At 69.7% G+C, this 13,222-nt stretch carries 14 protein-coding genes; 11 read left to right on the top strand and 3 right to left on the bottom strand.

Annotated elements, in window-relative coordinates:
• Positions 1-19: 19 nt before the first annotated feature.
• The gene (locus ACWEIJ_RS03610; protein ID WP_449835591.1) at positions 20-1,033 is read right to left on the bottom strand and encodes a M64 family metallopeptidase; all 1,014 of its coding nucleotides are present in this window, start codon (positions 1,031-1,033) and stop codon (positions 20-22) included.
• A gap of 129 nt (positions 1,034-1,162) precedes the next feature.
• On the opposite strand from ACWEIJ_RS03610, the gene ACWEIJ_RS03605 reads away from it, so the two are divergent.
• From ACWEIJ_RS03605 to ACWEIJ_RS03590, 4 genes are all read left to right on the top strand, one after another.
• Positions 1,163-1,939: a cytochrome c biogenesis CcdA family protein gene (locus ACWEIJ_RS03605; RefSeq protein ID WP_449835590.1), complete on the top strand. Its 777-nt coding sequence runs from the start codon at positions 1,163-1,165 to the stop codon at positions 1,937-1,939.
• A gap of 41 nt (positions 1,940-1,980) precedes the next feature.
• Complete coding sequence (gene resB, locus ACWEIJ_RS03600) at positions 1,981-3,471, top strand: cytochrome c biogenesis protein ResB (protein WP_449835742.1); 1,491 nt, start codon at positions 1,981-1,983, stop codon at positions 3,469-3,471.
• Complete coding sequence (gene ccsB, locus ACWEIJ_RS03595; RefSeq protein WP_449835589.1) at positions 3,471-4,400, top strand: c-type cytochrome biogenesis protein CcsB; 930 nt, start codon at positions 3,471-3,473, stop codon at positions 4,398-4,400. Before resB ends, ccsB begins: the two co-directional genes overlap by 1 nt.
• A gap of 102 nt (positions 4,401-4,502) precedes the next feature.
• Positions 4,503-5,807: a MinD/ParA family ATP-binding protein gene (locus ACWEIJ_RS03590; RefSeq protein WP_449835588.1), complete on the top strand. Its 1,305-nt coding sequence runs from the start codon at positions 4,503-4,505 to the stop codon at positions 5,805-5,807.
• Positions 5,808-5,868: 61 nt separating this feature from the next.
• On the opposite strand, the gene ACWEIJ_RS03585 is transcribed toward ACWEIJ_RS03590, so the two are convergent.
• Positions 5,869-6,036, bottom strand: coding sequence for a hypothetical protein (locus tag ACWEIJ_RS03585; RefSeq protein ID WP_355440968.1), 168 nt, complete (start codon positions 6,034-6,036; stop codon positions 5,869-5,871).
• Between the two features lie 57 nt (positions 6,037-6,093).
• Positions 6,094-6,300, bottom strand: coding sequence for a BldC family transcriptional regulator (locus ACWEIJ_RS03580; RefSeq protein WP_030473853.1), 207 nt, complete (start codon positions 6,298-6,300; stop codon positions 6,094-6,096).
• Between the two features lie 162 nt (positions 6,301-6,462).
• Between ACWEIJ_RS03580 and ACWEIJ_RS03575 the strand changes: the two genes are divergently transcribed.
• Genes ACWEIJ_RS03575 through ACWEIJ_RS03545 form a run of 7 tightly spaced genes read left to right on the top strand, consistent with a single transcriptional unit; the run spans position 6,463 to position 13,220 of the window.
• Complete coding sequence (locus ACWEIJ_RS03575; RefSeq protein ID WP_449835587.1) at positions 6,463-6,927, top strand: Lrp/AsnC family transcriptional regulator; 465 nt, start codon at positions 6,463-6,465, stop codon at positions 6,925-6,927.
• A 4-nt stretch (positions 6,928-6,931) separates the two neighbouring features.
• Positions 6,932-7,201, top strand: coding sequence for a DUF4229 domain-containing protein (locus ACWEIJ_RS03570; protein ID WP_355440974.1), 270 nt, complete (start codon positions 6,932-6,934; stop codon positions 7,199-7,201).
• Positions 7,202-7,227: 26 nt separating this feature from the next.
• Positions 7,228-8,316 (top strand): PLP-dependent cysteine synthase family protein, encoded by a 1,089-nt coding sequence (locus ACWEIJ_RS03565; protein WP_449835586.1) that lies wholly within the window; start codon positions 7,228-7,230, stop codon positions 8,314-8,316.
• A 53-nt stretch (positions 8,317-8,369) separates the two neighbouring features.
• Positions 8,370-8,675 (top strand): hypothetical protein, encoded by a 306-nt coding sequence (locus ACWEIJ_RS03560; protein WP_449835585.1) that lies wholly within the window; start codon positions 8,370-8,372, stop codon positions 8,673-8,675.
• Positions 8,672-11,860 carry a hypothetical protein gene (locus tag ACWEIJ_RS03555; protein ID WP_449835584.1) on the top strand — a complete coding sequence of 1,063 codons (3,189 nt, stop codon included), beginning with the start codon at positions 8,672-8,674 and terminating at the stop codon, positions 11,858-11,860. Before ACWEIJ_RS03560 ends, ACWEIJ_RS03555 begins: the two co-directional genes overlap by 4 nt.
• Positions 11,836-12,255 (top strand): hypothetical protein, encoded by a 420-nt coding sequence (locus ACWEIJ_RS03550; RefSeq protein WP_449835583.1) that lies wholly within the window; start codon positions 11,836-11,838, stop codon positions 12,253-12,255. Before ACWEIJ_RS03555 ends, ACWEIJ_RS03550 begins: the two co-directional genes overlap by 25 nt.
• The gene (locus tag ACWEIJ_RS03545) at positions 12,252-13,220 is read left to right on the top strand and encodes a hypothetical protein (RefSeq protein ID WP_449835582.1); all 969 of its coding nucleotides are present in this window, start codon (positions 12,252-12,254) and stop codon (positions 13,218-13,220) included. The genes ACWEIJ_RS03550 and ACWEIJ_RS03545 overlap by 4 nt, the downstream gene beginning before the upstream one ends.
• Positions 13,221-13,222: the final 2 nt, after the last annotated feature.

Genomic DNA, 13,222 nt, shown 5'->3' with positions numbered 1-13,222 from the left:
GAAGGTCCCCGCGTGCGGGTCAGTGAGCGGCGGCGGGCGGGGTGGCGGCGGGCGGGGTGGCTGCTGTGGCTGGGGGCTGGACCTTCGCCTTGAAGGCCTTGATCATGGCGTCCCTGCCGATCAGGTTGTACTCCCTGCCCAGCGTGCGCATGATCGAGTTGCCGGTCGGGCGGTACAGGCCGTTCTTGTAGTAGCGGGCGCCTTCCACCGGGGCGATCACGCCGCCGTCCGGTGAGTCCTGGCCCAGGTAGGAGCCCCATTTGGCGCCGGTCGGGTCTGCGGTGACGTTGATTTCTCGCGGTTCGGCGCCGGTGTAGGTGGCGTACGGGTATTCGTACTCGTCGGCGAGGCCGCCGATGGAGTGTCCGAGTTCGTGGACCGCGATTTGGCCCGACTGGGCGTTGGAGCCCGCTGCGGTGGCCACCGAGCCGCCTGCGCCGCCGTACTTCGAGGTGTTGCCGAGGGCGATCACCTGGTCGGCTTCCGGGGCCAGGGCGGCGTAGGTCTTGGCCTTGGTCTCGTCCACGCAGAGAAGGCGTTCGGTGTTGGGGTCACGGCCCTGGCACCAGAATCCCATGTCCAGCGCGGTGTCCTTGAGGATGCCCATGGTCGGGTCGTGGTCCACACCGGACTGGTTGGAGACGACGTCCACTCGCCAAACCTTGAAGAGGTACTTGTACTCGCGGAAGGGTTCCACGGCGGAGAGTTCGTCCCACTTGCTCTGGACGTTGGCGGCGTAGGTCTCGAGGTCGTTCGCGGTGTAGCCGTCGCCCACGAAGACGAGGTCGAAGCGTTCGGAGGAGGGGCGGTCGTCGCCCGCGATCTGGGTGACATTGGCGGCGGCCAGGGATCTCAGGCCGGTTGTTCTTCTTTCGGCTGGTGCTTTCGGGGTGAGCGCCTGGGTGATGGAGCCGTCTTCGTTGAAGACCTCGCGCCACTCCATCGCCGGGGCCGCGCCACCGGTCGGTACCTGCGCGAACAGGGCCAGCGTGGTCACGGTGAGCGCAGGGAGGATCAGCCGGGAACGTTGCATGCGCTGACGCTAAGCAAGCGCCTGATCACCCACAAGGCGGCAATGGTCGGTACTTCGGAGGAGGTGTGGCGGACGCAAAAGGTGACACCGGTGGGCGCGTGATGTGGGCAACTACCTACTCTGAGGTGTGTGAACCCCACCGATCTGGCGATCTCCGGGCCGTTGTTGCTGGCCACCGGGGTTGCTCTGCTCGCTGGTTTCATCTCCTTCGCCTCACCGTGCGTGGTTCCGCTGGTGCCCGGCTATCTGGCCTACCTGGCCGGGCTGGTGGGGGCCGAGGCGCCCCGGGTCGAGGCGAACGAACCCGCCAAGCGGGGGCGGTGGCGCGTGGCCGGGGCCTCGCTGCTGTTCGTGCTCGGGTTCACGGTGGTCTTCGTCCTGGCCTCGATGACCATCCTCGGGGCCTCGGACGCGTTGCTGCTCAACGCTGATCTGTTCCAGCGCATCGGCGGCGTCGTCACGATCCTGATGGGACTCGTGTTCATCGGGCTCGTTCCCGCGCTGCAGAAGGACGTCCGGTTCCACACCAAGCCGAAGGCCGGGCTGGTCGGGGCGCCGTTGCTCGGGGCGGTGTTCGCGCTCGGGTGGACGCCGTGTCTCGGGCCGACGCTCGCCGGGGTGCTGGCGGTCGCGCGCAGCACGGAGATCGGGTCGTCCACGGCGCGCGCGGCCGTGCTGGTGCTCGCCTACTGCCTGGGGCTCGGGTTGCCGTTCGTGGTGCTCGCGCTCGGCGCGCGGTGGGCGCTGGGCGTGACCAAGTGGCTGCGCTCGCACGCGCGGCAGGTGCAGATCTTCGGTGGCGTGCTGCTGATCGGTGTCGGGATCGCGCTGGTCACCGGGCTGTGGGCCGAGTTCGTCGGGTGGCTGCGCTACTCGTTCGTCGACGTCGTGGAGTTGCCGCTCTAGTGATCGCCTTCCTCCGCAACACGTGGCGCGGGCTCACCTCGATGAGGACCGCGCTGACCCTGCTGTTCCTGCTCGCGCTGGCGGCCATGCCGGGCGCGCTGCTGCCGCAGCTGTCGTTGAACGCGGCCAAGGTCGACGAGTACGTCGCCCAGCACGGCTGGTGGGGCGAGCTGCTGCGCAAGCTCGGGTTCTTCGAGGTCTACGCGACGCCGTGGTTCGCCGCGATCTACCTGATGCTGTTCACCTCGCTCGTGGGCTGCCTGCTGCCGCGCACGTGGGAGTACTTCAAGCAGATGCGCGCGCGGCCGGTGCTGACGCCGCGCAACCTGTCGCGGCTGCCGCACCACGCGCAGGCCGTGCTCGACGTGACGCCGGAAGAGGCGGTCGGGCGGGCGGAGAAGGCCATGCGCGGCTGGCGGATGGACACCGGCGACGGCACGGTCAGCGCCGAGCGCGGCTACCTGCGCGAGACCGGCAACCTGGTCTTCCACTTCGCGTTGCTCGGGCTGCTGGTGTCGTTCGCGCTGGGCAAGATGTTCAGCTACGAGGGCCAGGTCATCGTCCAGGCCAACGGCGGCCAGTTCTGCAACGGCGGCATCTTCAACTACGACCAGTTCCGGCCGGGGCTGCGCGTCGACGGCACGGACCTCACGCCGTTCTGCGTCGAGATCGGCAAGTTCACGGCCGACTACCTCGACAACGGCCAGCCCGTCGGCTACCGGGCCGACATCCGCTACCAGTCGGGCGCCGATCTCGACACCAACACCTGGCGGCCCTTCAACCTGCAGGTCAACCACCCGTTGCGGACCGACGGCGACCGGCTCTACCTGCTCGGCCACGGCTACACGCCGACGTTCACGGTGACGTTCCCGAACGGCGAGAAGCGCACGCAGGGCATCCAGTGGCTGCCGACCGACCAGCTGACGCTCGCCTCGGAGGGCGCGACCAAGTTCGACCCGCCGGGCGTGACGGACTCGGAGCAGCGCCGCAAGGGCCAGATCGCGGTGACCGGCCTGCTGGCGCCGACACCGTTGCTGCACGGCAGCATCCTGAGCTCGAAGTTCCCCGCGCTGAACAACCCGATGGTCGCCGTCGACGTGTACCGCGGCGACTTGGGCGTGGACGACGGCCGCGGTCAGTCGATCTTCTCGATCGATCAGAAGATGGTCGAGCAGGGTCGATTGCAGAAGGTCGCGCGCAAGAACCTCGCGCTGGGCGAGGAGCTGACGCTCGACGACGGCACCAAGGTGCGCTTCGACGCCGTGAGCGACTGGGTGTCGTTGCAGGTCTCGCACGACCCCACCCAGGGGTACGTGCTGGTGTTCGCCATCCTGATCATCCTGGGCCTGGGGGTCTCGCTCACCGTCAAGCGCCGGCGGGTGTGGGTGCGTGCGACCGGTCAGGACGACGGGCGTACGTTGGTCGAGGTCGGTGGCCTGGCCCGCACCGACCAGGCGGGATACGGCGAGGAGTTCACGCGGCTCGCCCGTGCGGTGCTGAGCAGTGCGGAAAGTGACAGGGAGAAGTCCTGATGCCGGTCAACGAGACGCTCGCGACCTTCAGCGACTGGCTGTACCGCAGCGCGCTGGGCGTCTACCTCTTCGCGATCATGCTGTACGCGGTGGAGCAGGCCTTCGCCCGTGCCCCGCGCAAGGCCGCCGCCGAAGCGCTGGTCGGGGCCGGTGCCCCGGTGCCGGGTCTGCTGACGGAAGAGCCGCGGAGCGAGCTGTCGAAGCCTGAGCGGATCGGCCGCATGGGCGCCGCGCTGACGGTGCTCGGCGCGTTGCTGCACCTGAGCTCGCTCGTCATGCGCGGACTGTCCGCCGGGCGCGCGCCCTGGGGCAACATGTACGAGTACATGTCGCTGCTGTGCCTCGCCGCGGTGGTGACGTGGATCGTGCTGATGTCGAAGTTCCCGATCCGCCGCCTCGGCGCGTTCGTGCTCACGCCGATCCTGATCCTGCTGTTCCTCGGCGGCACCGTCCTGTACGCCAAGTCCGCGCCCGTCCAGCCGGCGCTGCGGTCGTACTGGCTGGTGATCCACGTCTCGGTGATCTCGATCTCGTCCGGCGTGCTGCTGATCCCCGGTGTGACGTCGATGCTCTACCTGCTCAAGGACACCAACGCGGACCGCTTCCCCAAGCTGCCGTCCGCCGACGTGCTCGACCGCATGTCGTACCGGACGACCGTGCTGGCGTTCCCGCTGTTCACCGCGGGCATCATCTGCGGCGCGATCTGGGCGGAGGCCGCCTGGGGCCGGTTCTGGGGCTGGGACCCCAAGGAGACGGTGGCGTTCGTCTCGTGGGTGGTCTACGCGGCGTATCTGCACGCGCGCGCGACGGCTGGTTGGCGTGGTCGTGGGGCCGCTTGGATCAACGTCGTGGGCTTCGCGCTGAACGTCTTCAACCTGTTCTTCATCAACTTGGTCACTAGCGGGTTGCATTCCTACGCGGGTCTCTAACGAGTTAGCCCCCAGGTCGATGGAACCGGCGTCGGTTGCGTACCGTCGCAACCTGGGGGTCGGGGAAGGCTCGATCCTCCTTGCTCAGGGAGGGCCACAGCGGTGAATTGGCAACCACCGGGTGAGGAACAGGGCTCCGGCCCGCAGCACGTCGACCCGCAAGCGGCGGCCTACCTCGACCCGCAGCAGTCCGGTCCGCAGCACGTGAGCGGCGGCCAATCAGGCCCGTACAACGTGAACGGTCCCCAGTCCGGCCCGTACCAGGTGCCCGGGCACGCTTCCGGCCCCTACCAGCTGCCCGGTTCGCAGTCCGGCGCGTACTCGGTCGACGGCTCGGGGCCGTACCAGGTGGGCGGCGGCCAATCGGGTGCTTACTCGGTCGGCGGTGGTCAGTCCGGACCGCACAACACGCCCCAGAGCACGGCCCAGTACGGCCAGTTCGCCGGTTCTCAGTACCCGAACAACTTCCCGCAGCAGCCGTACCGCTCGCAGGCGCAGGAAGTGTCGTCGCAGCAGCTGATCAAGAAGGAGAAGCGGCCGCCTGCCTCCGGCTGGCGCAAGTCGCTGCACGCGGTCACCGGTGGCGTGGTCAACCTCGGCGAGAGCCCGGCCGACGTCCGGCGCCGTGAGCTGATCGCGCGGATCAACCAGCCGCTGCGCGGGTGCTACAAGATCGCGATGCTGTCCCTCAAGGGCGGTGTCGGCAAGACCACGACCACGACCACGCTGGGCTCGACGTTCTCGTCGCTGCGCGGTGACCGAGTGATCGCGGTCGACGCGAACCCCGACCGCGGCACGCTGGCGTTGAAGATCCCGCGGGAGACCACGGCGACCGTGCGGCACCTGCTGCGCGACGCCCCGCGGATCACCAAGTACAGCGACGTGCGCGCGTACACCTCGCAGTCGCCGGCCCGCCTGGAGGTCCTGGCGTCCGAGCAGGACCCGGCCGTGTCGGAGGCGTTCAGCGAGGACGACTACCGCCGCACCGTGGCGTTGCTGGAGCACTTCTACAACATCGTGCTCACCGACTGCGGCACCGGCCTGATGCACTCAGCGATGAAGGGCGTGCTGGACGAGGCGGACCAGCTGGTGCTGGTGTCGTCCGGCTCGGTCGACGGCGCGCAGACGTCCGCGGCGACGCTGGACTGGCTGGAGGCGCACGGCTACCGCGACCTGGTCGCGAAGTCCGTGTGCGTGATCAACTCGGTGCGCCCGAAGTCGGGCAAGGTCGACCTCGACAAGCTCGCCGCGCACTTCCAGCAGCGGTGCCGCGCGGTGGTGCGGCTGCCGTTCGACGAGCACCTCGAAGAAGGCGCGGAGATCGCGCTGGACCGGCTCGCGCCGGAGACCCGGCTCGCGTTGCTGGAACTCGGCGCGGTCGTCGCGGACGAGTTCCCCAACTCCTAGCCGGGGTGTTCGCGCTGCTCACGTGAGGAAAGGGGCCCTGAGGCCAGGGCCCCTTCTTCCGTCACTCGCCGCGCTTGCGCCGCTCGTCGAGCTTGCGCAGGAACTCCGGGTCGTCGTCGGGTGCGATCACTTTGCGGCCCGGGGTGTACTCCGAATGCTGTGGGGCGAAGGCTCGCCACACCAGCACAGCCACGGTGAGCGCGCCGATCACCGCCAGCAGGTAGATCATCTGGTCGCCACCTCCCTTTGCCACGAGATTACCCGCGGCACAGGGGTAACTACGGTTTCAGTGGCGGACGGGTTCAGTCGCCTCGGTCGTCAGCTCCGAAAGCAGAGCCTTCACCTCGGTCTCACGGAACCTGCGATGTCCTCCTGGCGTGCGAATCGAACCGATGCGACCGGCGGTGGCCCATCGGGTCACGGTCTTCGGGTCGACCCGGAACAGATTGGCGACTTCCCCAGGCGTCAAGAGCCGCTCGGTGGCTGCAGTCACTCGTCCTCCTCAGATCAGACGTTCCGGTCTGATCGTGGCATCTGACCCATCAGGTACTCGAACGCTTGTTTTTTGGTAAAGAGGTAGTAAGGGACGACCGGGGCGAACCGGACATGTGACCGGGACAACGTGAGTGCACGCGTGGGGCATAGGGTTACGCGGGTGGATGCTCTTGATCGCCAGATCATCGCCGCACTGCGCGCCAACGGCCGGGCCACGTACGCCGAGCTCGGCAGGCAGGTCGGCCTGTCCGCCTCCGCCGTGCACGAACGCGTCGGCAAGCTCGAGTCCAGCGGCGTCATCGTGGGCTACCACGCGGTCGTCGACCCGAGCGCGGTCGGTCTGGGCGTCACGGCGCTGATCGGCATCCATCCCACGGACATCGCGGACGACAACGAGGTCGCGGACGCGTTGAGCGAGCTCATCGAGGTCGAGTCCTGCTACCGGGTGGCGGGCGACGAGTCGTTCATCGTCAAGGTCCGGGTGGCCACCGTGGACGATCTGGAGCGCTCTCTGGGGCGGTTGCGGCGCATCCCCGGCGTGGCCCGCACGCGCACGACCGTGGTGCTGTCCACGCGCTTCGAGGGGCGGCCGAACACCGGTGACGAGGAGGGCGACGTAACCTGAACGGGTGCTCGCCAGAGATGTGACGCTCTACGTCCTCGCCCGCCTCGGTCTCGTCGCGGTGGTGGCGGGCGCGCTCATGCTGTTCAAGGTTCCTCTGCTCCCGGCGCTGGCCGTCGGCGTGGTCGTGGCGTTGCCGGCGTCGTTGTTCCTGTTCAAGGGCCTGCGCCAGCGGGTGGCGGTCGGGTTGAACGAACGGCAGGCGGTGCGGCAGGCCGAGCGGGCCAAGCTGCGCGCCGAGCTTCGTGGTGACGAAGGTCCTCTTACCCAGGGGTAGCCTTCACCTGCGGTTATCGTGCCGCTGTGAGTACTTCTCTTGACCGTTGTTGCAGCAGGACCAGGCACTGGGTGTGCGAGGCCGTCGGGATCATCGAGGCGGACGCGAACCGCAGTGCCGACACCCACCTGCTGCGCTATCCGCTCCCGCTCGACTGGGGCATCGACCTCTACCTCAAGGACGAGTCGACGCACCCCACGGGTTCGTTGAAGCACCGGCTGGCCCGGTCGTTGTTCCTCTACGCGATATGCAACGGCTGGATCACCGGCGGCACCCCCGTGATCGAGGCGTCGTCCGGGTCCACGGCGGTCTCCGAGGCGTACTTCGCGCGGCTGCTGGGGCTGCCGTTCATCGCCGTGATGCCGCGGTCGACGTCCGCGGAGAAGGTCGCGCTGATCGAGCGGCAGGGCGGCCGGTGCCACTTCGTCGACGAGCCGTCGGCGATCTACGACGAGTCGCGGCGGCTGGCGAGCGAGCTCGGCGGTCACTTCATGGACCAGTTCACGCACGCCGAGCGCGCGACGGACTGGCGCGGCAACAACAACATCGCCGAATCGATCTTCGACCAGATGAAGCTCGAACCGTCGCCGGAGCCGGACTGGATCGTGGTCGGGGCCGGCACGGGCGGCACGTCGGCGACCATCGGCCGGTACATCCACTACCAGAAGCTGGGCACGCGCCTGGCCGTGGTGGATCCCGAGTTCTCGGTGTTCTTCGACGCGTGGCGGGACAGCGCGCCGGAGCTGGTGGGCACGCGCGGCTCGCGGATCGAGGGCATCGGGCGGCCGCGGGTGGAGCCGTCGTTCATCGGCCAGGTGATCGACCGGATGATCAAGGTGCCGGACGCGGCGTCCGTGGCGACGATCCGGTACGTGGAGGACCTGCTCGGCCGGAGGGTCGGCGGTTCGACCGGAACGAACCTCTGGGGGGCCTTCCAGATCGTGGCCGAGATGAGGCAGTCTCGCACGCGCGGGAGCGTGGTGACTCTGTTGTGCGACGGTGGCGAGCGTTACGCGAACACCTACTACGACGACTCATGGGTAGCTGCACAGGACATGGATCTCGACCCGTGTCTTGACCGCCTGAACAACTTCCACCGCACGGGGAACTGGTGACGAGCGTCCTGCGTCACAGCGTGACCTGAGCACCTGAGTCCGCAGGGGGACCCGTGTCGTCGCTGTTCACCGACGCCGCCGAGCTGCGCGCGTACGCCGACTATCTGCGCACCGAGGCGCAGGAGTTCGAGACGATCCGCAAGTACGTCCACGCCACGGCGTGCGACAAGGCGGGCTTCACCGGCCTGCTGACGTTGCTCCAGCCGGGCGTGGACGTCGTGCGCGCGCTCTTCGACGAGACGCTCGACTTCGGCAAGTCCAAGCTGGAGGGCACGGCGTCGGCGGTGGACGCGACGGCACACGTCTACGAGGCCGTCGAGCAGGCCCACGTCGCGATGTTCAACGGACTCCTGAAGTGACCGCGACCTCCTACCGGGACCCGCGCCCGGTCGCCGCGTCCCTGAAGCAGCCAGAGGTCGACAGAGCCTCCCTGAACGACGTCCTGGCCGACCAGGGCTGGGGCGTCCAGGCGGTCAACTGGGTCTTCGAGGCCGTCACCGGCGAGTCCCTGGTCGCCACGATCATCACGCCGATCACCGGTGACTGGACGAAGATCCGCGCCGACGGCGACGCGTGGCGCATGGTCGGCAACGCGATGAACGACGTTTCGTACAACCTCACCGACGCCGTCGGCAAGGTGCGCGCGCACTGGGACGGCGACGCCGCCCGTGCCCACGAGAAGTACATCGCCCTCGGCTGGAAGGCCGCCCTGTTCGCCGAGATGGGCGTCACCCAGCTCATCGCGAAGGGCTTCGACACGGTCGCGTCCGGCGCGGAAGCCCTGGGCAAGCAGGCCGCGCGCCTGCTGGACTACCTGGTCAACAAGCTGCTCGAAGCCGCGGCCACCGTCTGGATCCCCCTGGCCGGCTGGATCAAGGCCGCCGAGATGGTCTGGAACGCCTACCAGATCTACCGCCGCGTCATGGACATCATCGACACGGTCCACAAGCTCATCGCCGACGTGAAGTCCCTCTTCGACGCCGTGGGCCGCGTCTTCTCGGCCATCGGCAAGCTGAAGGACGCCAACTCCCTCGCCGAGGCCATGAACGCCACCCAGGAGGTGGCCGAGGCGGGCCGCGACGTCCGCAACGCCGTCAGCGACATCCGCGACGACATGACGTCCATCAAGGACTCGGCGACCGAGATCGCCGACCGCGGCCACGACATCGGCTCGAAGGTCCGCGAGGTCTACACCCCACCGGGCAACGCCGACGAGACCAAGCCGGCGGCCGTCACGTCCGTCGCACCGGGCGGCGCACCCGTGTCGGCCCCGCCCGTCGTGCACGGCGCCGACGCTCCCGCCACCCACGCCGCGGCGGCCACCGGCCCCTCGGTGTCCGCGCCCCCGACGCTGGGCTCGGGTTCCGGCTCGGGCTCGGGCGCTGTTCCTGCCGCCGTGCACAGCGGTTCTGGTGGCGTGCCAGCCGGTCCGGGCGGCGTGCACGGCGGTCCGGGCGTCCCGGCCACCACTCCGCACCTCGACACCACCCACGCGGCGAGCGCGGCCCCCGCAGCCGCCCCGCCGTCGCACCAGTCGGCCCCGGTCGTCGGCGCGATGCCGATGGGCGCGCCTCCGATGGCAGGCGGCGGTGGCGACTCCGCGCGCAGCTCGGGCTCCCGCCCCGGCTCCTCCGCCGGCTCGGCGTGGCCGACCGGCTCGTCCGGCACCACGTCGGGCCAGGCGAAGCCGGCCAGCGGCCTGCCTTCGCCGCCCGGACACGGCGGTGCGGGTTCGGGCTTGCCGACGCCGCCCGGCCACGCGCCTTCCGGCGCTGGAGGTTCGCGCCCTGGCGGTTCGGGCCTGCCCACGCCGCCGTCCGGTTCCGGCTCTGCGGGCACCCACTCGACCTCGGGTTCGGGCGGTACGCACCCGGCTCCCGGTTCGGGCGGTACGCACCCCGCCCCAGGCTCGGCCGGCACGCACTCGACTCCGGGTTCGGGCGGTACGCATTCGGCTCCAGGCTCGGCGGGCACGCATCCGGCGCCCGGCTCGGGGAACGGCCTGCCGACGCCTCCGAACTCGGGCAGCCACCCGGCGCCAGGCGGTTCCGGCAACGGCCTGCCCACCCCTCCCGGTCACCCGAGCGCCAGCTCCGGCACGGCAACGGCCCCGGCCCCGCACTCCGGCGGTGGCCTGCCGTCCCCGCCCGGCCACCCGACGCCGTCGACTCCCGGACACGCGGACCCGAGCAGCGGCGGTGGCCTGCCGTCGCCTCCTGGCCACCCGACCCCGAGCAGCGGCGGTGGCCTGCCGTCGCCTCCGGGACACCCCAGCCCGAGCGCGGGCGGCGGTCTGCCGTCGCCTCCGGGACACCCGAGTCCCAGCGCGGTTCCGGACCACACCACTCCCAACGGCTCGGGCGGCACGTCGCCGCACGACCCGTCCGCCTCGCATCCGCACGACCCCAAGCCTCACGACGCCACCCCGCACGACGGTGGCCACCACGACACCGACACCAAGCCCCACGACGACGGCAAGCCGCACGACGACGGCAAGTCGCACGACGGCAAAGACCACGACACGAGCCCCAGCGACGCCAAGCACCACGAAGACCACCCGGACCCCACCCCGTCCGACCACGCCGCGGACCCCAAGCACGACCAGCCCCAGGACGCCCACACCGACCACACCAGCCGCGAAACCCACGACGGCCAGGACGGGCACGACGGTGGGCAGGGCGACGACACCCCGCGCTCCCCGAAGGGGCACGACCTCACGCCCGCCTTCGACCACGCGGCCATGGCGGCGTCGGGCGACGGCTACCACCACCAGCTCGAGCAGATCTACCCGAACCAGGCGGACCGCGACCGGTACGTCGAGCTGAGCAAGCGGCTGTCCACCGACCTGAGCCCGAGCGAGGCGCAGGAGGTGGCCCACGTCCGCAACCAGATCAAGGTCGAGTCCGGTGATCTCGTCACCAAGGTGCTGCACCAGAACGCGGTCGACGGGTACCTGAAGCAGCACGAGGACCCCACCACCGACGCGGCACGGCGGCAGGGGATGGTGGCCGGGTCGATCGCCAGGGCCGAGGACGTGCACGACATCAACAAGCCGATGGCGTTGCGCGAGGGGCTGGCGCTGGACGACAAGGGCGAGGGCTGGACGCCGATCAAGGACAAGGCCGAGTCCGCGATGCAGCTGCGCTACCACCTCACCGACGACCAGGCCGCGAAGGCCACGATCCCCTTCGGCGGGCCGGAGAAGTCGGATCGCGACTTCAGCCAGCCGCCCACGGCCGGCCAGGAGCACCGCGAGTACCAGTCGCCGCAGGAGAAGGCGCACTACGACGCGTCGGCGAAGCAGATGGCCGATGCCGGTGGGGCGGCCGAACCGAAGCGCGGCCGGGATCCGTTCACGGGCACCGGGTACACCGGCGGCGGGGTGCCGGAGTGGGTCGCCAAGCCCGCCGACCTGCCGGACCGCGCGGAGATCTGGGAGGTCCGGGACGGCAAGGAGCGACTGCACGCCGTGTACGAGAAGGGCCTCGGCTGGTACCAGCTCAAGGAGGATGAGGCGTCGTGGTCCGGCACACCGGTGAAGTGATCGAGTACCGCGGCGAGACGTACTTCGCGGGTGCCCAGGAGCAGGGGAAGATCTGGATCGTCCAGATCCCCGGCGAGACTTACGCGCACGACGAGGGTTTCGAGCAGCGGGAGGAGATCCGGCGGAAGCTGGTGCCGATCAGCGAGCTCGACGCCTGGTACCGCGACGAGATGACGGCGAAGTGGCGCGGCCAGCCGTTCGTCGTGCACGCCAACCGCGACGGCACGATGGGGGCGGACTACGTCGGGGCGTCGCAGGTGTGGGCCGAGGACAACGGTCTGGACGGCGACCCGTACAACGGCTACCACAAGGTTCTCGACCCGGACGAGCTCGAGGACGTGCAGGTCGACCGCACCGACTACCTGGCGCGGTGGAAGGAGAAGAACCCGGGATGAGCACCCCACAGGCCGTGCAGAAGGCGGCCGGCATCGGGCCGGAGACGATCCTGCAGAAGATCGTGCACCCCGCCGTCGCGCAGCTCTACCTGGGCAACGTCGTGGTTCCCGGCCGGTTCGAACCGCACCGCACCGCCGGGTTCGTCACGCGCGGGCAGGACTTCCCGCAGGGGACCGCCGACCAGTTCGCCGAGACGTTCGGCGTCGACAAGGTCGAGGGCTGGCCCAAGGGCACGCAGTACGTGCTGCGGTTCCTCGCGCACACCACGCAGCTCTTCGACACCAGCTTCGGTGGCCCCACGCTCGAAGGCGCGCAGAAGATGGGCACCACCCGCGTCTACCCCGTGCCCTTCACCGGCACCGGTTACACGCCGAGCGCCCAGCCGATTCCCGAGTACGTCATGGAGCTCGCCGAGCTGCCCGCGGGCACCGAGCTGTGGCGGTTCGAGCCGAACGGTGACGGGCGCAGCGTCGGCAAGTACATCCACCGCCAGATCGGCTGGTACCCGATCGGCGACGTGGGCTTCGGGCCGGGGAGGTACTGGCCGGCCCCGGTCGCGCTGCGGCCGACCGTCCGGCGTGGACTGGTCGCGACGTTCCGCGGCCAGAGCTTCGACGTCGACTTCGGGCAACGGGCCGGCGTCCTGGTGCTGCACCCGCTCGCCGGTCAGCCGGCGCCGCAGGACTTCGTCGAGGGTGTGCTGGAGGTGCCGGACGCCGCTGTCGAGGAGCTCGGGCACCTGCGCAAGCTCTGCACGTTCCGCGGTGCGGAGTTCGAGGTCATCGGCATCATGGGCGACCAGGCGGTCCTGCACTTCCTGGGCGAGAACTACGAGATCGCGCAGCAGCTCGGACTGACCGAAGTGGACTTCCGGCAGTGGCGCGCGGTCGTGCCGCGGGGTGAGCTCGCGGACGTCCGCGACGAGATCCGGCCGATCCGGCGCGGGCTCTTCGGGTCGAACTGATG

Source organism: Lentzea sp. NPDC004789, assembly GCF_053601075.1.
Note: the sequence above shows the minus strand (reverse complement) of the source record. Positions and strands in the feature narration are given on the sequence as shown.

What these genes read in the sequence shown, in the direction of transcription:
- ACWEIJ_RS03610 (WP_449835591.1), bottom strand. Translation starts at nt 1,033, where the DNA reads ATGCAACGTTCCCGGCTGATCCTCCCTGCGCTCACCGTGACCACGCTG.
- resB (WP_449835742.1), top strand. Translation starts at nt 1,981, where the DNA reads ATGAGGACCGCGCTGACCCTGCTGTTCCTGCTCGCGCTGGCGGCCATG.
- ccsB (WP_449835589.1), top strand. Translation starts at nt 3,471, where the DNA reads ATGCCGGTCAACGAGACGCTCGCGACCTTCAGCGACTGGCTGTACCGC.
- ACWEIJ_RS03585 (WP_355440968.1), bottom strand. Translation starts at nt 6,036, where the DNA reads ATGATCTACCTGCTGGCGGTGATCGGCGCGCTCACCGTGGCTGTGCTG.
- ACWEIJ_RS03545 (WP_449835582.1), top strand. Translation starts at nt 12,252, where the DNA reads ATGAGCACCCCACAGGCCGTGCAGAAGGCGGCCGGCATCGGGCCGGAG.